Raw genomic sequence first — 21,841 nt, forward strand, 5'->3', positions numbered from 1 at the left:
TTTCACAACTCCCCACAGTGCAAATTTCTGTTGAGGCAGTTTGGTATACGCAGCACCGTGATCGACACCGGAGTAGCCGACAGCGGCACGCGCGTAGCGGGCTGGCGCCGCGCCTGACCGGACAGGTACCGTACCGTCGCCATTCTCGCCCGCTGCCTGCAGTTCAAAGGTCTTGTGAACATCCATTGGACCAAGTCTTCCGGCCACAACATCGATTGTTCCCATCAGGGTGTCTGTATTGACCGGTTTGTTCTGGGCGTCGTACGTATCACTGTTCAAAAGGAACGAAGCTTGTGTGCGTTTCCACACGACATCGCCCCACGTTTTATGTTCCTTGTCGTCTCCCCAGAAGGCGAAGGTTTGCGGATGGTATTTTCCGCTGATCGCCCGATGAAACCTTGCGACCTGCTCGGTAATGAGTTTCGTGTAGCTCAGCCAGTTTTGCTCAGAATCGGTTGACTTGTCGGGGTCCATCAGTCCTTGATCAACGAGGCCCCACCACACGCCACGTTTCGTATATATCTCGCTGTACGGATCGCCTTTTTGTGGCAAAGAAAAAAAGCGCCCGCCATCCCTAATCTGTAGCCACCCATGACCATATTCCGGGCTTGGCAACAATTGAAGTGGGCCCGGAGATTGCGCGAACACGGGCATCACCTTGCTCGACATATTTCCCAAAATCAGGCTGGTCCCATAGCTGACAACGTTCCCGCCAGGTTCGGTACCGGCCTTTACGCGGCGATACGCCGTTGCGGATCCCGTCGCAGGCATCACGCCATGCACGATACCAAGAATCTTCTCCCGGTACCCGGGGATAGCCTCGGCACAATACCGGGATACCAGACCACCCATCGAATGAGTCACCAGAATGACTTTTTCGCACCAGCCAATTTTCCGGTAGTACGAAATAATTTTATCAATCTGATAGCCCAGCCATTCTGCCGATTTGGCATTCGACTGGAGCCAGTTATATCCCACAGCGTGAACGGGAAGGTGATACTTGTACGAAAGGGAGACTTCGGCATACGATAGCTTGGCGAGGTTCTGTGCAACGACTTCCTGCATCAATAGAGCACGCAAGCCTTTGCGGCCATAATCAGCGGCTGCATTGCAATCGTTCAAGGCGTTTTCCAGCCAAACCAGGAAGTCGCCATAGAACATTTTGGAGACGGTGCCCCACCCACGGCTCCGCAATTCCGTCTCGGATAGCGCCGTTCCGGTGGGAATCTGTCCACCACCAAACACGTGAGTGGTCGACGGATTTAGCGTTTTTTTTCTGAATGAGGCGTCCTTAATCGCCCACTTCACGAGCGATGCGGAACTATCGACAAGCCAAACCGGATTGTCCCGGAGATCGGCCAGATTCGTGCCCATGACCCCGGGCACGACGATGACAGGAATCACACGGTCAGGGTGCATGTAGCACACCGCCGTGCTGTCGTCCGGCGGCGAGGTCACTGACTGATAATGACGGGACCCGTCTTCCGCAATTGTGGGTTGAATGACTCGTTCGGTAGTGGCCATGTATTCCTGGACTCCGGTCTTGTTCAATGGGGGAGCAATAAGACGGCGCAAGCCAGTGCTCAAGCTTCGGTATCCGGATCGATTCGAAGCGGGAGCTCTTCAGAAAAAATCGCGCACTGAAGGTCAGTCTTTCCTGCGGCGTCAGTCATGCACTGAATCACACAGCCGTCGTCGTGAATGATGGAAAACCTCGATGACTTACCAACTCATCACTGTGGGGCGACTTCAAGATAAATTCTTCCCCGAACGGTGCAAGCTTCCAGTTGTTGATGGTGCCCGCGAGCGAGCTTGGCCCTGCCGGCTGAAAGCCGCCGACTTGATTGTGCGGTTGCCGCGCGTGCTGTCTTCGATACCGTTGACGAGATCCGGATGTACGAACCCCCATATTTAAGCAGAAGTTCTTCTTTAGCCTCGATGTTGCATCGACCGTTTGCACGGCTGATTCGCATTTTTTTGTCGCAGATCAGGTCCAAGAGGCGCAATCGTCTCGTTCCAGGTAAGGGGCGATAGGCCGGAGCAGCAGCGCGCGAACGCCTGGTGCGTGATCGAGGGCGCGAAGATCTGTTCGATCACCGGCGATCTCGGCGATGCGCGCACGACCGTCACGCACCCAGCTACGACGACGCACGGCCGCATTACACCTGAAGCGCGCGCGGCGGGCGGCGTCGCCGAAGGGCTGATCCGCCTCGCCATTGGCCTCGAAAACGTGCAGGACGTGCGCAACGATCTCGCGCGGGCTCGATGCGGCGCAGTAAGCTCAATTAAGCAACGGTTGTATCATCGTGGGCCGGGCGCCGCCCGGCCCATTTCCTTTTCATTTCCCGTGAGTTCGACATGCCCATTGTTCGTGCGTTGTTCGTCTATCCGGTGAAGTCGTGCGGCGCGATCGCGCTCGACGATGCGCAGCTCGGCCTGAAGGGCATCGAGTGGGACCGCCACTGGATGGTCGCCGACGAAAACGGTCGCTTCGTCACACAGCGCCAGTACGCCGCCATGGCGCGCATCGTGCCCGCGTTCGTCGACGATGGCGTGCGCCTCACCATGGAAGGCATGCGCGAAGCGCTCCATCTGCCGTTCGCGCCGCGCGGCGGCGAGGCGCGCGTGCCGGCTTCGGTCTGGGACGATGATTTCGAGGCGCTCGACGAAGGCGATCACGCGGCGCAGTGGTTCACGCAGGCGCTTGGCGTGCCGGTGCGCCTGCTGCGCTTCGCGCACGACGTGACGCGTCTCGCGAGCAAGCAGTGGACGAACGGCGAAGACGCGCCCACGCAATTCGCCGACGGCTTTCCGCTTCTCGTGACCAGCGAGGCGTCGCTCGCGCAACTCAACGAGCGTCTCGCGGCGAAGGGCGCGCCGTCTGTGCCAATGGCGCGCTTTCGTCCGAACATCGTCGTCGGCGACGTGGGCGACGCGTTCGAGGAAGACTTCATCGACACGCTCGCCATCGAATCCGCTTCAGGCGGCGAAGAGATCGTGCTGCGCTTCGTGAAGCCCTGCGCGCGCTGCCCGATCACGACGATCGATCAGCTAACGGGCGAGCGCGACGCGCAATGGCCTACCGAACCGCTCGACACGCTTGCCGGGTTTCGCGCCGATCCGCGCGTGGACGGCGGCCTCACGTTCGGCCAGAACGCGATGGTGGTGACGGGAGCGGGCCAGCACGTGACGGTGGGCGCACGCGCCGCGTGGGAGTACCGCTTCGACGATTGAGCGATTGAGCCGCGCCGGCGCGCTCAGTGCGAAGGCAGCGCGCGCCACTGGCCGGGCGCGAGCCCAAAGCGGCGCGTGAACGCATGCGTGAACGCGCTCTGGTCGCCGAAGCCCACTTCGAGCGCGATATCGGAGAGCGAGGCGCGCGGGTCGGCGAGCAGCGTGAGTGCTGTGTCGAGCCGCAGACGCTGCAGGTAGCGATGCGGCGTCTCGCCGAACGCTTCGATAAAAAGCTGATGAAAGCGCCGCATGCCGAAGCCGCAGTGCGCAGCGAGATCGGCAATGCGCAGCGGCTGCGCGAGATGCGCGCGCAGCCAGCGGTCGATACGGGCAAAGTCCAACCCGGCAGCCGCGCCGAATTGCGCGCCGGCAGCCACGCCGGTTTGTGCGATGAATGCCGCGCACAGGCGCGCCGAGGCGTCCCAGTGAAAGCGGCGCGCGCGCAGCTCGTCGCCGTCGCGAGGCGGCGTGGCCGCGGCGGCGCGCTGCGCGATCTGGCTCACGAGCTGCGTGAGCGCGGGGTCGAGGCGCACGGCGCGCGCGGTGTCGAAAAGCCGTTCGGGCACCGCGAGCGTTGCCGCGGGCAGGTCGAGCACGAGCTGGCGGTTATCGCCGATGCCCATGTAGTCGTGCCGCGCGCCCGCCGGAATGAGCCATGCGGCCCCACTGTCGATGCGCTCGCCCCGGCCGTTCACGGTCATCTCCATCTCGCCGTCGAGACCGAGCACGATCTGGTGAAAATCGTGCAGATCGGTTTCCTCGATCGCGCCGTAGCGGCGCAGTTCGACGCCGGGCGCGGTGACGGGAGCGTGGTGATGCGGATTCATGTTGACCGGTTGCGGTTGCAAATAAGGCGAGCGCCGTGAAGCGTCAAGCGGGCGTCACACGTCGAGCAGCTCGACTTCGAACACGAGCGTCGCGTTCGGCGGAATCACGCCGCCCGCGCCGCGCACGCCGTAGCCCAGTTGCGGCGGAATCGTCAGCTTGCGCACGCCGCCCACCTTCATGCCCTGCACGCCTTCGTCCCAGCCCCTGATGACCATGCCGCCGCCCAGCACGAAGGCGAACGGGTCGTTGCGGTCCTTGCTCGAATCGAACTTCTGGCCGTCCGTCAGCCAGCCGGTGTAGTGCACGCTGACGGTCTGGCCGGCCTTGGCTTCGGCGCCGGTGCCTTCGGTCAGGTCCTCGTACTTGAGGCCGGATTCGGTGGTCACGATAGACATGGAAAAACTCCTGATTCGGATAGGTTGGACCCGTTATTGTAGGCGCTTTGCCGGGCCGGGCGAGCAGCGGCTTGCCGGGCACGCCGCTTGCTCTCTACCCGCTGCCTATAATGGGGGACCGCTCGCCCGGCCAGTGGCGAAATACGAGGAATCAGATGGTGTCGACTTCGCAAAACCGCACCGAGCGCACGGCGCGCCTGTGCGCCGAGGCAGCGCTGTTCATGCGCGACCACGTGCTCTCGCGCGTCTCGCACGATCTGCGCAGCCCGCTCAACGCAATCCACAGCTGGGCTTACGTGCTCGAACGCAAGATCGACAACGCGGACGCCTCCGCGCAACGGGCGGTGGCCGGCATTCGCACGGGCGTGGAGCAGCAGGTCCGGCTGCTCGAAACGCTCGTCGATACCACGCGCGCCGAAACGCGCAAACTGCGTATCGAGCGCGCACCGTTCGCCATCGCGGCGCTGATCGGCGAGGCCGTGGATGACGCGCGGGCCGCGCTCGGCGATGCGCGCGGCGTGACGTTCGCCGTGCAGGACACGACAGGCGCGGCCACGCTCGACGGCGATCGCGAACGCCTTGCGCAGGCGCTGTGGCTGATGCTGGTGTTTGCGGCGGAAACCAGTGCTCAGGGAGCCAGCGTGGCGCTCGCGGCGAGCGCGAGCGCCACTGCCGCCCAACTGGAGGTGCAGTGGCACGCCACGCGTGCGGCGCTCACCGACGACGCGCTGGCGCACGTGCTGGAGCCGTTCGCGCGCGCCCAGGCGAGCGAGCAGCAGGAAGCGGGGCGCTACGCCTGGGTGCTGGCGCTGTGCCACCGTGTGGCCGAGGCACATGGCGGACGCTTCGAGGCGCCGGCTCTCGTGGGCGAGGAAACGGTGCTGGTGCTGAATGTGCCGTTGAACGGCGCGTGAGCGGGTCGAGCCGGATCGCCCATGAACGGCCGCCGCACGAGCGGCGGCCCGGGTTGAGTTCGCCCGAACCTTTCGCGCGCCTTGCACCCTTATACTGAGCGCTTCGTCCCTCGGAGCCATCTGTCTTGATCCAGCTTCTCGCCCTCATCGGGGCGTTTCTGCTCGTTGCCCTCAACGGTTTCTTTGTCGCGGCCGAGTTCGGCCTCGTCAAACTGCGCGCCACGCGCGTGCAGACCCTCGCGCAGCAGCACGGCTTGCGTGGCCGCCTGCTCGCCAAGGTGCACGGCCAGCTCGATGCCTATCTTTCCGCATGCCAGCTCGGCATCACGCTCGCTTCGCTCGGCCTCGGCTGGATCGGCGAGCCGGCGTTCGCGCAGCTGCTGGCGCCGGTGTTCGCGCTGCTAGGCGTGCAATCGGCGGAACTCGTGCATGCCATCTCGCTCGTGTTCGCGTTCACGGTCATTTCGTTCCTGCACATCGTGGTGGGCGAACTTGCGCCGAAGTCGCTGGCCATCCGCCAGGCCGAGGAGATCTCGCTGTGGACGGCCATGCCCCTCTACGGTTTCTACTGGACCATGTATCCCGCGATCTGGGTGCTCAATACGAGCGCGAACGCGGTGCTGCGTCTCGCCGGCCTTGCGTCGGAGCACGGGCACGACACGCACTATTCGACCGACGAACTCAAGCTGATCCTGCGCAGCCGCCGCGCCGCCGCCCAGGCCGAGGCGCATGACGCGATGCACGAGCCGCGCGGCGCAAAAGGGGCAAAAGGGGCAAAAGGGGCAAACGGCGCGGTGCCGCTGCTCCCCGCGCCGGCCGCGAACGCCTATAGCGCCGACGAATGGAACACGCTCGCCCATTCGCTCGACTTCTCGCGCCTCACGATATCCGACCTCATGCGGCCCACGCACGAGATGGTGGGACTGCGCCGTGACCTGTCGCTGCGCGAAAACATGCAGATCGTGGCGCGCCATCGTTTCAGCCGTTACCCGCTGTTCGAGGACGCCGCGGGCGAGCGCGTGGCGGGGCTCATCCACCTGAAGGACCTGCTGCTCGCGCGCGAGGCCGGCAACGCCCTCAGCGATCTCGGCAAGTTCGTGCGCCCCGTGCAGTACGTGCGGCCCGACACGCCCGCGCTCGCGCTGTTTCGCCGCTTTCGCAAGGGCGCGCCGCATTTCGCGCTGGTGGGGCACAAGAACGCGCGCCCAGTCGGCTTTCTCACGCTCGACAATCTGCTGGGCGCGCTCGTGGGCCAGATTCACGACGAATTTCACCAGGCCGACACCGACTGGACCCGCATGGACGACGGCACGCTGATGGGCCGCGGCAGCCTGCCCGTGGTGTCGCTGGAGCAGGCGCTCGGCATCGACATCGACGAAGGGCGCGCGGAGTCGGTGGGCGGTCTCGTGATTCATGCGCTCAACGATCTGCCCACCGAAGGGCAGCGTGTGGCGTTCGACCGCTTCGACATCGTCGTGAAGAAGATGAAGGGGCCGCGCATCGTACTCGTGCGCGTGTATCCCAAAGATCTCGAGGATGAAGGAGGCTGAACCGCCCTAGCTGCGCGCGAGTGTGGCGAGCACCGCTACGGGCATTGCGCCGAGGACCTCGCGCAGCGCGAGCGTGCCGCCTTCGCGCACCGTGTGCGCGGCGTCGCTGAGCCAGTCGTGCAGCGTGGCTTGCACACACCCTTTGGGCAGTTCGACCGTGGTCTCTTCCCATCGTTCGGGCGCGACGAGCGGGGTGGCGCCATCCAGCAACCCTGCTGCGAGACGGGTGCCGACCACGACGGCCCACGCATTGCCGTGATGGCGCGCGAACGCGATCACATGGGAGGCCTGTGGGCCGCTCACCGTGAGCGGCAGATACTCGCCTTCGCGCAGCAGTTCGGGCGCTCGCGAGCGCAGCGCGAGCAGGCGGTACGCCGTGGCCAGTTTCACGTGTGCGTTGCGCCAGTCCTTCAGTTTCGCGGCGGGCGCCTGATCGTCGAGCGCGGCCGCGCGGGCGGCGTAATCGACAGGCCGCCGGTTATCCGGATCGACGAGGCTGAAATCCCATAGTTCGGTGCCCTGATAAAGATCGGGCACGCCCGGCGAAGTGAGCCGCAGCACCGTTTGCAGCAGCGTATTGAGCGCGCCCGCAGGTGCCACGCGCGCGACGAATTCGGCCAGCGCCTGCAAAAAACCGTCACGCCGTTGCGGCGCGAGGATATCGAAGAGAAATGCCTGGCACTCCGATTCATAGGTCTCGTCGGGCGAGAGCCAGTTCGTGCGCAGCTTTGCTTCGCGCAACGCCTTGAGCAGCCACGTCGAGACGCGCTCCGCGAGCGCATGCACGCCCGCCTCGTCGCCCGGGTCGAGTTCGGGCGGCCAGCAGCCCACCAGCGTTTGATACAGCATCGCCTCGGCAGTGGGTCCTGGCGACCAGGCCGCGCCGGCCGTCCCGTCGTTGCGGCGATGCGTCTGGTTCAGCGTCGACCAGGCGCGCAGCGTGGCGCTCCAGTCGGGCGCAATCTCGCTCAGTACGGCGAGCCGTGCACGCACGTCCTCGCCGCGCTTGTGGTCGTGCGTGGCCGTGGCGAGCAGCCCATAAGGGCGGCGCTGGCGCAGCCGGTTCGACGCATGAAAGTCGTGGGGTGTGCGCGCGAAATCGTCGGGGTCCGCGCCCACTTCGTTACGCGAGAGCAGGCGTCCGTAGCGGTAGAGTGCGGTGTCTTCCGTGGCCTTTGCCGCGAGCGGCGCGGTGAGCTGCGAGAACAGCGCGAGCGCCGTGCGTTGTGCAATGAGCGAATGGCTGAGCGACGTATTCGCCGGGTTGCTGCCCGCACCTGCGTGCGCGCCCGCGTTCGCGCCGGCCGGCGCGGCGCGCGGAGACCTGGCGCCGCCGCTGCTGGCGCTGGCGCTACCGGGATTGTGCGCGGCCGGGTCGGGAGCACGGCCGCCTAGCCAGCCGTCGACATGATCGAGCGCCGCGAGGCTCGCGCGCGGCAGTGCTTGTCGCGCGGCTTCGAGCGCCACATCGAAATAGCGGTTGTCGAGCGCGCTGCGCAAGCCGTTCACCGGATAGATCCGATAAATCGGGAAGTACATGGCCAGATGCGCGGCCACGCGATGCACCGATGCATAGGTGGTATCGCGCGTAGCCGGGAGTTCGCGCGCGATGCGGTGCAGCGCGCGCGTCACATGGTCGAGTTCCGCGGGCAGATAGGCGGCCAGCATCTCGCGGCGCGCGTCGAGCGCGTAGGCCGCGAACGGCCGGTCGTCGCCGGCAATGGCGGCCCACGCTTCGGCGAGCGGCGCGGCGCCCGCGGGATCGTGCAGCAAGGCGCCCACGTCGTTCATGAAGTCGTAGCCGGTCGTGCCTTGCACGGGCCAGTCGTCGCGCAGCGTTTCGCCTTGCGCAAGGATCTTCTCGACCACAATGAAGGGCGGCGTGGCGCGCAGCGAAGCAAGCCGCTGCCGCAGACGTTCGCAGTACTCGCGCGGGTCCGCGAGCCCGTCGATATGGTCGATGCGCAGGCCGTCGATCACGCCGTCGGCATAGAGGCGAAACACGAGCTTGTGCACGGCCTCGAACACGTCGTGACGTTCCACGCGCACGCCGGCGAGCGCGGTGATGTCGAAGAAGCGCCGCCAGTTGATCTCGTCGGTGGCGGTGCGCCACCACGCGAGCCGGAAGTGCTGGCGCTCCAGCAGGCGGTGCAGCCGCTCGCGCGGCACCGGGTCGCCGCTTGCATAGGATTCCAGAACGAAGTCGATGGGGTCCGTGCCGACCCGCTCGACGAACGCGCGCAGCGCGTCGCGCCCGGCGGCGGCGCGCGCCTGATCGTCGGGCTGGGTCGTGAGGCCCTGGAACGGCCCGGCGAGCGTGTTGAGATCGGCGCGGTTCGCGGACTGCAGCAGCGCCGCGTAATCGGTCGGGCAGATCGGGCACACGTGCGGCCCGTACTGCACGTAAAAGCGCGCGGCGGCCGGGTCGAACTTCAGCTCGATGCGGCCCGCGGCGAGTTCTTCGCCGTACTGTGCGCCGAGAAACGGCATCAGCACCTTGCCGCGCAGGGCGGGGTCGGGCGAGTGCCAGTCCACGTCGAAGTGGCGCGCGTACGCGCTGTGGCGTCCCCATTCGAGGATGTCCAGCCACCAGGCGTTGTGGCCGCCGCCCACGCCCATGTGATTCGGGACGAAGTCGGCGATGATGCCCATGCCGCGCTCATGCACTTTCGCGGCGAAGCGGCGCAGCGCGCCTTCGCCGCCCAGTTCCGCGCTCACCGTCCCATAGTCGACGGTGTCGTAGCCGTGCATCGAGCCGGGCTGCGCGGTCGTGACGGGGGAAAGATAGAGATGGCTCACGCCGAGCGCGGCGAAGTAGTCGAGCTGCGCGAGCGCATCGACAAATGTGAAGCCGTGGTGGAGCTGCAGGCGCAGCGTCGCGCGAGGGTGTGTCATGGCGTCGGCTTCTTTTCGGGCGCACCTGGCGCCGGGCTGGCGGTTGAGTGGGCGCCGCTCGCGCCGCTATCGGCGCTCGGGCCGGACGGCGCGCGCGCGACGGCTTCGCGTGCGCGTACGACGGCTTCGACGCGCGCGGCGACGGCCGGATCGGCGAACAGCGTCTCGACGGGCAGCGGCAGGCGGCGGCGCCAGTTCGGATGCTCGTCGATCGAGCCGGGCAGATTCGGCTGGTCTGACAAGGCGAGCAGATCTTCGAGCGGGCAGGTGACGAGCGGGCTGCGCGTTGCCGCGACATAGGCGAGCGCGGCGTTCACGGGTGGATCGCCGGTGGGCGGCGGATCGGTGTCGCGCGGCGCGAGCCCGCTGTGCTGCAGCGCATGCCAGAGCGCGACGCGATCTGTTGCGCGCCGCGCGTGGTCGAGCGCGACGGGGTCGCGCCCGTCGGCGCGCGGGAGCGTCTGGCCGATGCGGCTGCGCCAGTCGATGTCCGCGCCGCTCCACCAGCCCGCGACGGTCGGCAGATCGTGCGTGGTGGTCGTCGCGACGCCATGCGGGTCCCAGCGCGCGGGCGCGAGAAAGCCCTTGCCGTCGTGCTCGAACCACAGCACGCGTATGCCATACAGGCCATGCGCGGCGAGCCGCTCGCGCAGCCCCGGCGGCACGGTGCCGAGGTCTTCGCCAATCACGATTGCGCGATGCCGCCACGATTCGAGCGCAATGAGCCGGACGAGATCGTCGAACGGATAGCGCAGATACGCGCCATGGCGCGCGCTTTCGCCTTCGGGCACGAGCCAGAGCCGGCGCAGCCCGAGAATATGGTCGATGCGCACGCCGCCCGCATGGGCGAAGGCGGCGCGCAGCATGTCGATGAACGCGCGGAAGCCGTTGTTGTGCATGGCGCGCGGCGAGAACGTCGTGAGCCCCCAGCTTTGCCCGGCCTGGTTGAAGATGTCGGGCGGCGCGCCGACCGAAACGCGCTGCAGCATGTCCTGCGGCAGCGACCACGCGTGCGAGCCGGCGCCGTCGCAGCCCACGGCGAGATCGGCGACGAGGCCGATCGCCATGCCGGCCTCGCGCGCGCTGCGCTGCGCGCCCGAGAGCCCTTGCGCCGCGAGCCATTGCAGGAAGCAGTGAAACTCGACTTCGCGCCGGTGCTCCTGCGCGAACGTCGCCACCTCGGCGCTGCGCGGGTCGCGCAGCGGTTCGGGCCAGTCGCGCCAGTGGCGCTCGCCGCCGGGGCCATGCAGCATGGCTTCCTGCAGCGCTTCGAAACGCGCGTGGTCTTCGAGCGCTTCGCCGCCCTGTGCGCAGAACGCGGCGAAGGCGGCGGCACGCGGCGAGCCGCTCACGCGCTCTTCGGCGTCGAAGCGCTCGTACAGCGCGCGCAGCACCTTCAGCTTGAGCGGCAACGCACGCTGCCAGTCCACGAGCGGCGCGGCCTCGAGTTCGCGCCAGGCGTCGAGCGCATTCGCGGCCACGCTCGCGTCGTGCGCGGCCCTGGCGCCGAATTCCGCGGCGGGATCGATATGCGCGACATTGACCCACAGGCGCGACGAAGGCGAATAGGGGCTGAAGTGGCCCGGCTCGGCGCTGAACATCGCATGGGTCGGGCTCACCGCGAGCGCCTGCGCGCCGCGCCGTGCGCTTTCGCTCGCCAGCGCGGCGAGCGCGGTGTAGTCGCCGATGCCGCCGCCGCCATTGCGCCGGAGTCCATACAATTGTGCGGCGAGGCCCCACAGCGGCGGCACCGTCCCGCTGTCACCGTGACGTGCGCGCCAGGCGTCGGCGACGGTATGGCAGTGCGGTGGCGCGACCGCGATCGTCAGGCGATGGTCGTTGACGGTGAGCGTGTGGTAGCCCGGCTCCGCGAGCGGCGCGAGCAACGCGCTCTCGCCGCGCGGCGAGGTGAAGCGGCCCTCGATATGCTCGCCGCTTTCGAGGTCGATACGATAGTGGCTGCCCGCGCGTACCGCCGAAGGCGGCAGCTCGATCGCGTTGTCGTATTCGGCGGTGATGAGCGGCGGCAGTCGCCGCGTCGACTGTTCGGCGTTGAGCGCGGAGGTGCTCTGGCGGATTTGCGTGGCATTGGCGCAAGGCAGGCCCGCGCATTCCAGCAGGGCGGCGAGCGTGCTGTCGGGCACGCGCTGCACGGCGCCGTGCGCGTCGGTCCATTCGACCTCGAAGCCCGCGCGGGCGGCCAGGGTCGCGAGCGTTTCGCTGCGGCGCGCGGTGCTCATGCGTTGGGCTCCTCGCGATGCACGACGCGCGCGTCGTGCCCGCTCGAATACTCGGGCACGTTGCCGGTGAGCCATGCAATGCACGCGCTCTCGGGCAGCACGCCATGGTCGGCCTGGTCGCGCGCACGCGGCGGCGTTTCGAAGATCACCATGCCCTCGGGCCGCGGACTGAGCGGCACCCCGTCTCGGCCCAGGTTCAGCGCGATGGTGAGCGTTTCGCCATCGTCGAGGCGCCAGCGCGCGACGAGCGCGGCGAGGCCGTTCGCGGCGTCGTCGGCGAGCACGCTCGCACCGAGCGCACGCGCATGGCGCAGGCGCGGCATGAGCAAATGCGCGCGCACGCATAGCGCCGACTGATAGAAGTGCATCCATTCGAGCCGTTCGCCGTCGAGCGGCGCGTCGGTCAGCGGCGACGAATTCAGGAAGGTCTGCAGATCGTTCGGATCGGGAATGCGCGCGCGGCTCGCTTCGTCGTTGAACGCGGCGAACGCCTTGAATTCGCGGCGGCGGCCTTCGCGCACCGCATCGGCGAGCTGACCCGTGAAGGCCGTGAAGAACTGGAACGGCTGTGTCGAGCCGTATTCCTCCTCCATGAAGAGCAGCGGAATTTGCGGCGAAAGCAGCAGCATCGCCGTGGCGGCGCGCAGGGCGTCGTCGTCGGCCAGCGCGCGCAGCCGGTCGCCGAACGCGCGGTTGCCGATCTGGTCGTGGTTCTGCAAGAACATCACGAACGCGGTGGGCGGCAGGTGCGCGCTCGGTTCGCCGCGCGGCTTGCCCGCATGTACGGGCGACGGGTCGCCCTGGTACACGAAGCCTTCGCCGAGCACGCGCGCGAGTTTGCCGGTGGGGGAATCCTTGAAGGCGCGATAGTAGCCTTCCGATTCGCCCGTCAGCAGCACGTGAAAGCAGTGATGCGCGTCGTCGTTCCATTGGGCGCTGAAGTGCGATTCGAGCAGCCTGGCCTCGTTGTGCTCGTTTTCGAGCACGAGGTGCACGTGCCGGCCGGGCTCGACCCGTGCCCTCACGTGGTCGGCCAGCTCGCGCAGCCAGTCGGTGTTGCCGATCGCGTGCGCAGCGTCGATGCGCAGACCGTCGAAGCGATATTCCGTGAGCCAGTAGAGCGCGTTGTCGCAGTAGAAGTCGCGCACTTCGAAACGGTCGAAGTCGAGTGCTTCGCCCCACGGCGTCTTCGCGTCCTGGCGGAAGAACGGCTTGGCGTAGAGGCCAAGCCAGTTCCCGTCGGGGCCGAAGTGGTTGTACACGACGTCGATGAACATCTGCAGCCCCAGCCCATGTGCCGTATCGACGAGCGTTTTCAGTTCGTCAGGACTGCCATAGGCCGCGTGCGGCGCGTAGGGCAGCACGACGTCGTAGCCCCAGCCGCGCTCGCCCGGATAGTCGTTGAGCGGCATGAGTTCGACCGCCGTCACGCCAAGCGCCGCGAGCGCGGGCAGACGTTTCATTACACCTTGATATCCGCCCAGCGCGCCCACGTGCAACTCGTAGATCACCGTCTCTTCCCAGGGGCGTCCTTGCCAGTGCGCATGCTGCCAGGCGTACTCGCGCGGGTCGAGCACTTCGCTCGGCCCGTGCACGCCCTGCGGCTGGAAGCGCGATGCGGGGTCGGGTACACGTTGCCGGCCGTCGATGCAGTAGCGGTACAGCGTGCCTGGCCCGCACGGCGCCTGCGCCTCGAACCAGCCGTTGCCGCTCGGCGTCATGTCGAGCGGCGGCGCGTCTCTCACGTTCTCGAATACGACCTGCGCCGATTGACACGACGGCGCCCAGAAGCGAAAGCGCGTATGCGGCTGTGCGTGCGCCGCGCCGATCAGTTGCGCGCCGAACGGCAGGCAATGCATGTACCGGCGGGTGTGCGGATCGTGCGAAAGCGGGGACATGGTGGATTCCTGATTTGCTTCCTTGACTCATTCAGCAGCGGCTTCGTCCGGGCCCGCCGGGGCGCCCGTCCCGGACGCGCCGGGCGTGCGGCGCGGGTCCGGCGTCGGCGCATCGCCGCGCGCGCCCTCTGGCCGGTGCGTGTCGGCACGCGCCGGGCTGGCACGGAGCACGGCGAGCGCGCGCGCCGCCAGCTCGTACGTCGTGTCGGGCCGCGCGTAGGGCGCCGCGTCGGGCCGCGCGGTATCGAGCAGCACCTCCCATGCCATGCGTGGCGCCGGCGCGACGAACGTCACCGCGCCCTGCGAGGCGTTCAGCATCATCAACAATACTTCCATTTGGCCTTGGAGTCCCGCTCCCGCGCGCCGCATGGTGAACGCGCTCGCCTCCGGATCGTGCCAGGCCTCGGGCGAGAGCGGCTCGCCGCGTTCGTCGAACCAGTCGATATCGTGCACGCCGGGCATCAGTTCGCGCTCGCCGAACAGAAAGCGCGTTTCGCGCAGCAGCGGATGGTCGCGGCGCAGCGCGATCACGCGTGCGGCGAAGCGCGTCATCGCCTTGCCCTGAGGCGTTTCGGCGAGCGCCCAGTCGAACCACGAAATGTCGTTGTCCTGGCAGTACGCGTTGTTGTTGCCGCGCTGCGTGCGGCAGGCCTCGTCGCCCGCGAGCAGCATGGGCGTGCCGAGCGCGATCAGGAGCGTGGCCATCATCGAGCGGGCGACGCGCGCGCGCGTGGCCAGGATGGCCGGGTCGTCGGTGGGGCCTTCCACGCCCCAGTTCGCGCTCCAGTTTTCGTTGTGGCCGTCGCGGTTCTCTTCGCCGTTCGCCTCGTTATGCTTGCGCTCGTACGAAACGAGGTCGGCGAGCGTGAAGCCGTCGTGCGAGGTGATGAAATTGATCGACGCCCAAGGCCGGCGCCTGCGCTTGTCGAACAGGTCCGCGCTGCCGGTCAGGCGTGCCGCGAGGTCGGCGCGCTGGCCCGGTGCGCCGCGCCAGTAGCGCCGCACGCTGTCGCGAAAGCGATCGTTCCATTCGGAAAAGCCGGGCGGGTGGTTGCCTAGCTGATAGCCGCCCGGGCCCACGTCCCACGGCTCGGAAATCAGCTTGCATTGCGAAAGCACGGGGTCCTGGCGCAGCACGTCGAAGAAGCCGCCGTTCGGGTCGAAGCCCGCGGGCTCGCGCCCGAGCGTCACGCCAAGGTCGAAGCGGAAACCGTCGATGCCATATGACGTGGTCCAGTGGCGCAGCGAGTCGGCGACCATCTGCAGTACGCGCGGATGCGAAAGGTCGAGCGTGTTGCCGCAGCCCGTGTCGTTGATGAAGTGGCGCTCGTCGCCAGGCACGCAGCGGTAATAGCTGGCGTTGTCGAGGCCGCGCCACGAGACGGTGGGGCCCATTTCGCCGCCTTCGCAGGTGTGGTTGTAGACCACGTCGAGAAAGACTTCGATACCCGCCGCATGAAGCTGCCGCACGGCAATGCGCATTTCGTCGGTTTCGTAGCCCACGAGGTAGCCCGGCTCTGGCGCGAAGAACGCGGCAGCGTTGTAGCCCCAGTAGTTGCGCAGTCCTCGTTCGATCAGAAAGCGCTCGGAGAGAAACGCGTGGACCGGCAGGATCTCGATGGCAGTGACACCGAGCTTGTGCAGATGCTCGATGAAACGCGGCGCGGCCAGCCCCGCGAAGGTGCCCCGTATGTGCGTGCGCAACTCGTGACGCTGCATCGAAAGCCCGCGCAGGTGCGCCTCGTAGATGACGGTGTCGCCCCACGGCGTATTGGGCCGCCGGTCGTGCGACCAGTCGAAGTTGTCGTTCACGACCACGCACTTGGGCATGGCCGGTGCGGAATCGCGCCGGTCGATCGAAAGGTCCACGCGGTTCGAATGCGCGCGATAGCCATAGAGCGTGTCCGACCAGCGGAACTGGCCGATGAGCTGCTTCGCGTAGGGGTCCAGCAGCAGCTTGTGCGAATTGAAGCGGTGCCCCAGATGCGGCTGATAGGGCCCATGTGCGCGCAGGCCATAGACGGTGCCGGGATGCGCGCCCGGCAGATAGCCGTGCCACACCTCGTCGGTGCATTCGGGCAAGGTATAGCGAATGCGTTCCTTGCGCCCGGTGGGATCGAAGAGGCACAGCTCGATGCGCCATGCGTGGGCCGAGAATACGGCGAAGTTGGTGCCGAGGCCGTCCCACGTCGCCCCGAGCGGCCAGGGGGAGCCTGGCAGCAGGCGCTCAGGCGGACCGTTCGCCATGACGATGCTCCATCTGTTGTTCTTCGTTTTGCATCGGGTTCCTGATCAAATCGCGCCGCTGCGCCACGCCGTGTCTCGCTATCGGCGCAGGCGCAGGATCAGCGTGCCGAGCGGCGGCAGGACGAAGGCGGCCGACTGCGGCTTGCCGTGGCTCACCACGCTCTCCGTGGTGACGAGGCCCCCGTTGCCCATGTTCGAGCCGCCGTACACTTCGGCGTCGGTGTTGAGCGCTTCTTCCCACTGTCCCGGCTGCGGCATGCCGATGCGGTAGCCGTGGCGCGGCACCGGCGTGAAGTTGCAGATCACCACGATCTCGCGGCCCGAGCCGTCCACGCGGCGCCATGCGAGCACGCTGTTTTCGTTGTCGTCGGCAACCAGCCATTCGAAGCCGCCGGGTTCCGAGTCGAGCGTGTAGAGCGCGGGCTCGCTCGCGTAGAGACGGTTGAGGTCGCGCACGAGTGTTTGCACGCCGCGGTGCAGCGGGTCGTCGAGCAGGTTCCAGTGGGGCGTGCCGTCGTGATCGAATTCGGCCATCTGCCCGAACTCGCCGCCCATGAACAGCAGCTTCTTGCCGGGATGCGCCCACATGAAGCCGAAATACGCGCGCAGGTTCGCGAACTTCTGCCAGCGGTCGCCCGGCATCTTGCCCAGCAGCGACCCCTTGCCGTGCACCACTTCGTCGTGCGACAGCGGCAGCACGAAACGTTCGGACCACGCGTAGACCATCGCGAACGTCATCAGGTGATGGTGATAGCGGCGATAAACGGGGTCTTCGTGCATGTAGTGCAGCGTGTCGTGCATCCAGCCCATGTTCCACTTGAACTGGAAGCCGAGGCCGCCATCCTCGGGGCGGGCCGTGACGCCTGGCCATGCTGTGGATTCCTCGGCGATGGTGATGACGCCGGGACGTTGCGGAACGTACTGCGTTTCGTGATTGAGGCGCTTGAGAAACGCAATCGATTCGAGATTTTCGCGGCCGCCATAGATGTTGGGCACCCACTCGCCTGGCGCGCGCGAATAGTCGCGGTAGAGCATCGAGGCGACCGCGTCCACGCGCAGCCCGTCCACGTGATAGCGCATGAGCCACGCAAGGCCCGACGCGACGAGGAACGCGCTCACCTCGCGGCGTCCCAGGTTGTAGATCATCGTGTTCCAGTCTGGGTGATAGCCCTCGCGCGGATCGGCATGTTCGTAGAGCGCGGTGCCGTCGAAATCGATGAGACCGTGCGCGTCGTTCGGAAAATGCGCGGGCACCCAGTCGAGAATCACGCCAAGCCCCGCTGCGTGCGCGCGATCGACGAACGCCGCGAAGTCCGCCGGCGCGCCGAGACGCGCGGTGGGGGCGAACTGCGAGAGCGGCTGATAGCCCCATGAGCCGCCAAACGGGTGTTCCGCCACGGGCAGCAATTCGATGTGCGTGAAGCCCATGCCCTGCGCGTAGGGGATCAGGCGCTCGGCAAGCGTACCCCAGTCGGGCGCGGGGGCATCGGCGCCTTGCGTGGGCAGCCACGAAGGCGCATGGACCTCGTAGACCGTCATGGCCGCGCGCGCGTTCTGCCGTTCGGCGCGCGTTTGCAGCCATTCCTGATCGCGCCATGCGTAGTGATCGATGGCCTCGACGGGCGCGACGATCGAGGCCGTGCCCGGCGGGCATTCCGTCTGCAGCGCGCAGGGGTCGGCCTTGAGCGGCAGGACCGCGCCGCGCGCGCCGAGTATCTCGTACTTGTAGCGCGCGCCGGGCGCCACACGCGGAATGAAAAGCTCCCAGACGCCCGCTTCGTGGCGCAGCCGCATGGGGTGACGCCGCCCGTCCCACGCGTTGAAGTCGCCCACCACGGAGACGCGCTTCGCATTCGGCGCCCAGACGGCGAAGCGCACGCCGGGTACGCCGTCGCACGTCAAGGGCCGCGCGCCGAGGCATTCGAGCACCGCGTAGGGGTCGCCGTCTGCGAGACGCACCAGCGCTTCGTGCGAAAGCTGCGGGCCGAATGAATAGGTATCCTCGATTTCCTGGCTCACGTTATGCCAGTCGATCACGAGCCGGTAGGGCACCGCTTCCGCGAGCGGTCCTGCATAGAGGCCTGCGGGATGCACGAGCGAAAGTTCGCCGAGCGTGTGGGCGCGGTCGCGCGCCACGACGCTTGCGCCCGAGGCGTTGGGCAGCCAGGCGCGCACGTAGGGGGCGCCGTCCACCCAGTGCAGCCCGAGCACGGAGAACGGATCGCAGTGGTATGCGCCGGCGAGTGCGTCGGCGTCGTAGGGATTCAGGCCGGCTTCGGGCACGCGCTCAACCATGGCCGCCTCCGCCGGAATGCGCTTGCGTGGACTGCGTCGGCGTGAGTCCGAGCACGCGCGCCGCCAGCGCCGCGAGTCCGCGTATCGGCAGCGCCAGCCACGTGGGGCGGTTGGCCGCCTCGTAGCGGATCTCGTAAGCCGCCTTCTCGATCAGGAACAGGTCGAGCAGCGCCTGCTCGTGCGAAGCGCCGACGAGCGTGAGAGGTCCTTCGGCCACGGCTGCACGGTACTGGCTCAGGAACGCTTCGGCCGCGTAGCCGCGGAAGCGCTCGAACAGGGCACGCTTGCGATCGACGACTTGCTGCGGCGCGTTTTCGAGCGTCGATTGCGCGGCGGCGCCCGCATACGAGAGCGAGCGCAGCAGGCCGGCCACGTCGCGCAGCGGCGAGGCCTTGGCGCGCCGGTATTCGAGCGCTCGCGCGGGCTCGCCTTCGAAGTCGATCAAATACGCGTCGCCCTGGGAGAGCAGGACCTGGCCAAGGTGGAAATCGCCGTGTATGCGGATGCGGGCGGCCTTGGTGTCGTCGGGCACGAGTTCGTCGATCTTCGCGACGAGCGCCTTGCGCCGGTCGATCAGGCTGCGCGCGAGGTCGCGTGCGTCTTCGTCGAGCGTTTGCTCGTCTTCGCCCGTGTGCTTCGCGACGATGTCGAGCGCTTCGTTGAGCATGGCCTTCGTGTCGGCGATCCAGCCGCGCACGTCGCCGGGTGTGGCGGCAACGGGCGCGAAGGCTTCGTCGTCGCTGGGTCTGGAGAGCATCGCGTGCAGTTCGCCCAGCCGCTTGCCGATGGCGCCGATCACCGCGCAATAACCCTGCACGGCTTCCTCCTCGTGCGCCTGGTCGACGCTCGTGTCGTCGTCCACGGCGAGCGCGAGTTCGTCGATCGTGCGGCGCAGATAGTCGAGCGCCCAGTCCCACGCGTTGCCCTGGTTGTCGATGAAACCCTGCACGATGATGAGCGTATGCGGCACGCCCGCCGGATCGACGCGCACGACTTCGCCGTAGAGCGGCGCGGTGTTTGCGTAGCCGAGCTTCGTGAGGTAGCGGCTCATTTCCGCTTCGGGATGCACGCCCGCCATCAGGCGGCGCACGATCTTGAGCACGAGGGTTTCCGCGATCACGAGCGAGCTGTTGCTCTGCTCAGCCGCGAGCCAGCGCACTTCCGGCGTATCGCCGAGGTCGAGTTCGTCGAGGCGCTCCGTCGGCTCGAAACGGATCGTGCTCTGTTGCACGGTGGGCACCGAGGCGTGCTCGCGCAGCTTGCGCAGCACGCCGTAGGCGAACCACGGCAGCGAGAACGCATCCGTGAGATAACCCACCGTGCGGCCGCGCCGCACGCGCGAGAGTGCGAGCTGAATGTGCAGCGGCGTGGTGATTTCGGTGCCCCACGTAATGGCGATCGGGAGGACGTATCGCTCGCTCGTGCCATCCGCAAGCTCGGCCTCGATCTCCGTGAACGCGAAGCCTGCGCCATAAATCGTCGTGAGCGCCGCGAGGCGTACCGAGCGCAGCGGCTTGTCCTTGGAGGCGAACCAGCGGCGACGCGAGAGCCACGACGGCAGCACTTCCGATTCGAGCAGCCGCACGTTTTCGGGCGTCGCCCCGGTTTGCCCTTCGCGGATCACCACGGTCACGAACTCGGGCAATTGCTCCGAGGTCGGCTGGCTCCACGAGGGTCGCTGATCGCCCGCGCTCAGGAGGAACCACAGGAAGCCGTAGGGCGGGAAAGTCAGCAGATAAGGCAACTGCCCGACGGCCGGAAACACGGAGTCGGCCGTCATTTCGACGGGGGACATGCCCGCGAACTCCGAAAGATCGAGTTCCACCGCCTGCGGCGCGCGCGACAGGTTCGCCACGCACAGGATCGGCGCCTCGCCGGGCATTTCGCGCAGGTACGCGAGGATCTTGCGGTTGGCGGGCCGCAAAAAGCGGATCGTGCCGCGCCCGAACGCCTGCCTTGCGCGGCGCGTGGCGAGCATGCGGCGCGTCCAGTTGAGCAGTGAATGCGGATCGCGGCTTTGCGCTTCGACGTTGATGGCGTCGTAGCCGTAGAGCGAGCCCATGAGCGGCGGCAGGACGAGCTGTTCGGGGTCGGCACGCGAGAAGCCGCCATTGCGGTCCGAGGACCACTGCATCGGCGTGCGCACGCCGTCGCGGTCGCCCAGGTGAATGTTGTCGCCCATGCCGAGTTCGTCGCCGTAATAGATCACGGGCGTGCCGGGCATGGAGAGCAGCAGCGAGTTGATGAGTTCGATGCGGCGGCGGTCGCGTTCCATGAGCGGCGCGAGACGCCGGCGAATGCCGAGGTTCAGGCGCGCGCGCCGGTCGCTCGCGTAGGTGTTCCAGAGGTAATCGCGCTCGGAGTCCGTCACCATTTCGAGCGTGAGTTCGTCGTGATTGCGCAGGAAGATCGCCCACTGGCAGCTCGGCAGCAAGTCGGGCGTCTGCTTCATGATGTCGAGAATCGGGAAGCGGTCCTCGCTCGCAATCGCCATGTAGAGGCGCGGCATGAGCGGGAAGTGGAATGCCATGTGGCATTCGTCTTCGTTGCCGAAGTACTCCTGCACATCCTCCGGCCACTGGTTCGCTTCGGCCAGCAGCATGCGGTTCGGGTAGTGCTCGTCGATGGCCGCACGGATCCGCTTGAGAATGCCGTGCGTTTCGGGCAGGTTTTCGTTGTTGGTGCCTTCACGCTCCACGAGATAGGGCACGGCGTCCAGACGCAGCCCGTCGATGCCCATGTCGAGCCAGAAGCGCATGACCTGCAGCACTTCGCGCAGCACGGCCGGATTGTCGAAGTTCAGGTCGGGCTGGTGCGAATAGAACCGGTGCCAGTAGTACGCGCCCGCCACGGGGTCGTGCGTCCAGTTGGACGGCTCCGTGTCGATGAAGATGATGCGCGTGCCCAGGTACTTCTGGTCCGTGTCGGACCACACGTAGTAGTTGCGATGATTCGAGCCGGGCTTGGCGCGGCGCGCGCGCTGGAACCACGGGTGCTGGTCCGAGGTATGGTTGATGACCAGTTCGGTGATCACGCGCATGCCGCGCGCGTGCGCTTCCTGGATGAAGCGGCGCACGTCGGCGAGCTGGCCGTAGTCGGGGTGCACGTTGCGATAGTCGGCAATGTCGTAGCCGTCGTCGCGGCGCGGCGAGGGGTAGAACGGCAGCAGCCAGATCGCGGTGACCCCGAGGCCGGCAATGTAGTCGAGCTTGGCGAGCAGGCCCGGGAAGTCGCCCACGCCATCGTTGTTCGAATCGAAGAACGATTTCACGTGCACCTGGTAGATGATCGCGTCCTTGTACCAGAGCGGGTCGTCGGAAAGCATCGACGGCTTGCCGCGCCTTT

General features: G+C 67.0%; 12 protein-coding genes and 1 pseudogene. 4 read left to right on the top strand and 9 right to left on the bottom strand.

What is annotated here, in order from left to right:
• Positions 1 to 1,524: lipase/acyltransferase domain-containing protein (locus tag BHE01S_RS28380; protein ID WP_042269802.1), on the bottom strand; the 1,524-nt coding region annotated here is incomplete at its 3' end.
• Positions 1,525 to 1,996: 472 nt separating this feature from the next.
• On the opposite strand from BHE01S_RS28380, the pseudogene BHE01S_RS37200 reads away from it, so the two are divergent.
• Positions 1,997 to 2,272, top strand: a pseudogene (locus tag BHE01S_RS37200) (PLP-dependent transferase); the annotation flags it as partial.
• 86 nt (positions 2,273 to 2,358) lie between these two features.
• Positions 2,359 to 3,234: an MOSC domain-containing protein gene (locus BHE01S_RS28385; protein ID WP_042269803.1), complete on the top strand. Its 876-nt coding sequence runs from the start codon at positions 2,359 to 2,361 to the stop codon at positions 3,232 to 3,234.
• Positions 3,235 to 3,257: 23 nt separating this feature from the next.
• On the opposite strand, the gene BHE01S_RS28390 is transcribed toward BHE01S_RS28385, so the two are convergent.
• Positions 3,258 to 4,061, bottom strand: a complete 804-nt coding sequence (locus BHE01S_RS28390) for an AraC family transcriptional regulator (protein ID WP_042269806.1) — start codon at positions 4,059 to 4,061, stop codon at positions 3,258 to 3,260.
• Between the two features lie 54 nt (positions 4,062 to 4,115).
• Positions 4,116 to 4,457 (bottom strand): FKBP-type peptidyl-prolyl cis-trans isomerase, encoded by a 342-nt coding sequence (locus BHE01S_RS28395; RefSeq protein WP_042269808.1) that lies wholly within the window; start codon positions 4,455 to 4,457, stop codon positions 4,116 to 4,118.
• A 155-nt stretch (positions 4,458 to 4,612) separates the two neighbouring features.
• Between BHE01S_RS28395 and BHE01S_RS28400 the strand changes: the two genes are divergently transcribed.
• Positions 4,613 to 5,371, top strand: coding sequence for a sensor histidine kinase (locus tag BHE01S_RS28400; protein ID WP_042269810.1), 759 nt, complete (start codon positions 4,613 to 4,615; stop codon positions 5,369 to 5,371).
• A gap of 125 nt (positions 5,372 to 5,496) precedes the next feature.
• Positions 5,497 to 6,921, top strand: a complete 1,425-nt coding sequence (locus BHE01S_RS28405; RefSeq protein WP_042269812.1) for a hemolysin family protein — start codon at positions 5,497 to 5,499, stop codon at positions 6,919 to 6,921.
• 6 nt (positions 6,922 to 6,927) lie between these two features.
• Here the strand turns inward: BHE01S_RS28405 and treY are convergent, their stop codons facing one another.
• From treY to treS, 6 genes are all read right to left on the bottom strand, one after another.
• On the bottom strand, positions 6,928 to 9,816 hold the full coding sequence (gene treY, locus BHE01S_RS28410) for a malto-oligosyltrehalose synthase (RefSeq protein ID WP_042269814.1): 2,889 nt from the start codon (positions 9,814 to 9,816) through the stop codon (positions 6,928 to 6,930).
• A complete protein-coding gene (malQ, locus tag BHE01S_RS28415) occupies positions 9,813 to 12,056 on the bottom strand; it encodes a 4-alpha-glucanotransferase (protein WP_042269815.1) in 2,244 nt (747 codons plus the stop codon). The genes treY and malQ overlap by 4 nt, the downstream gene beginning before the upstream one ends.
• The gene (treZ, locus tag BHE01S_RS28420; RefSeq protein ID WP_042269817.1) at positions 12,053 to 13,954 is read right to left on the bottom strand and encodes a malto-oligosyltrehalose trehalohydrolase; all 1,902 of its coding nucleotides are present in this window, start codon (positions 13,952 to 13,954) and stop codon (positions 12,053 to 12,055) included. Before treZ ends, malQ begins: the two co-directional genes overlap by 4 nt.
• 27 nt (positions 13,955 to 13,981) lie before the next feature.
• Positions 13,982 to 16,201: a glycogen debranching protein GlgX gene (glgX, locus tag BHE01S_RS28425; protein ID WP_084069328.1), complete on the bottom strand. Its 2,220-nt coding sequence runs from the start codon at positions 16,199 to 16,201 to the stop codon at positions 13,982 to 13,984.
• A gap of 78 nt (positions 16,202 to 16,279) precedes the next feature.
• Positions 16,280 to 18,496, bottom strand: coding sequence for a 1,4-alpha-glucan branching protein GlgB (gene glgB / locus BHE01S_RS28430; protein WP_042269819.1), 2,217 nt, complete (start codon positions 18,494 to 18,496; stop codon positions 16,280 to 16,282).
• Positions 18,489 to 21,821 carry a maltose alpha-D-glucosyltransferase gene (gene treS / locus BHE01S_RS28435; protein WP_407669565.1) on the bottom strand — a complete coding sequence of 1,111 codons (3,333 nt, stop codon included), beginning with the start codon at positions 21,819 to 21,821 and terminating at the stop codon, positions 18,489 to 18,491. The genes glgB and treS overlap by 8 nt, the downstream gene beginning before the upstream one ends.
• Positions 21,822 to 21,841 lie beyond the last annotated feature (20 nt).

This window comes from Paraburkholderia heleia NBRC 101817, from assembly GCF_000739775.1.
In the GTDB taxonomy this organism is placed as follows: Bacteria; Pseudomonadota; Gammaproteobacteria; order Burkholderiales; family Burkholderiaceae; genus Paraburkholderia; species Paraburkholderia heleia.

Excerpts from the sequence above, each read along its gene's own strand:
- malQ (WP_042269815.1), bottom strand. The coding sequence starts at position 12,056 with ATGAGCACCGCGCGCCGCAGCGAAACGCTCGCGACCCTGGCCGCCCGC.
- treS (WP_407669565.1), bottom strand. The coding sequence starts at position 21,821 with ATGCTTTCCGACGACCCGCTCTGGTACAAGGACGCGATCATCTACCAG.
- BHE01S_RS28385 (WP_042269803.1), top strand. The coding sequence starts at position 2,359 with ATGCCCATTGTTCGTGCGTTGTTCGTCTATCCGGTGAAGTCGTGCGGC.
- BHE01S_RS28395 (WP_042269808.1), bottom strand. The coding sequence starts at position 4,457 with ATGTCTATCGTGACCACCGAATCCGGCCTCAAGTACGAGGACCTGACC.
- glgX (WP_084069328.1), bottom strand. The coding sequence starts at position 16,201 with ATGGCGAACGGTCCGCCTGAGCGCCTGCTGCCAGGCTCCCCCTGGCCG.
- treY (WP_042269814.1), bottom strand. The coding sequence starts at position 9,816 with ATGACACACCCTCGCGCGACGCTGCGCCTGCAGCTCCACCACGGCTTC.
- BHE01S_RS28400 (WP_042269810.1), top strand. The coding sequence starts at position 4,613 with ATGGTGTCGACTTCGCAAAACCGCACCGAGCGCACGGCGCGCCTGTGC.
- treZ (WP_042269817.1), bottom strand. The coding sequence starts at position 13,954 with ATGTCCCCGCTTTCGCACGATCCGCACACCCGCCGGTACATGCATTGC.
- BHE01S_RS28390 (WP_042269806.1), bottom strand. The coding sequence starts at position 4,061 with ATGAATCCGCATCACCACGCTCCCGTCACCGCGCCCGGCGTCGAACTG.
- glgB (WP_042269819.1), bottom strand. The coding sequence starts at position 18,496 with ATGGTTGAGCGCGTGCCCGAAGCCGGCCTGAATCCCTACGACGCCGAC.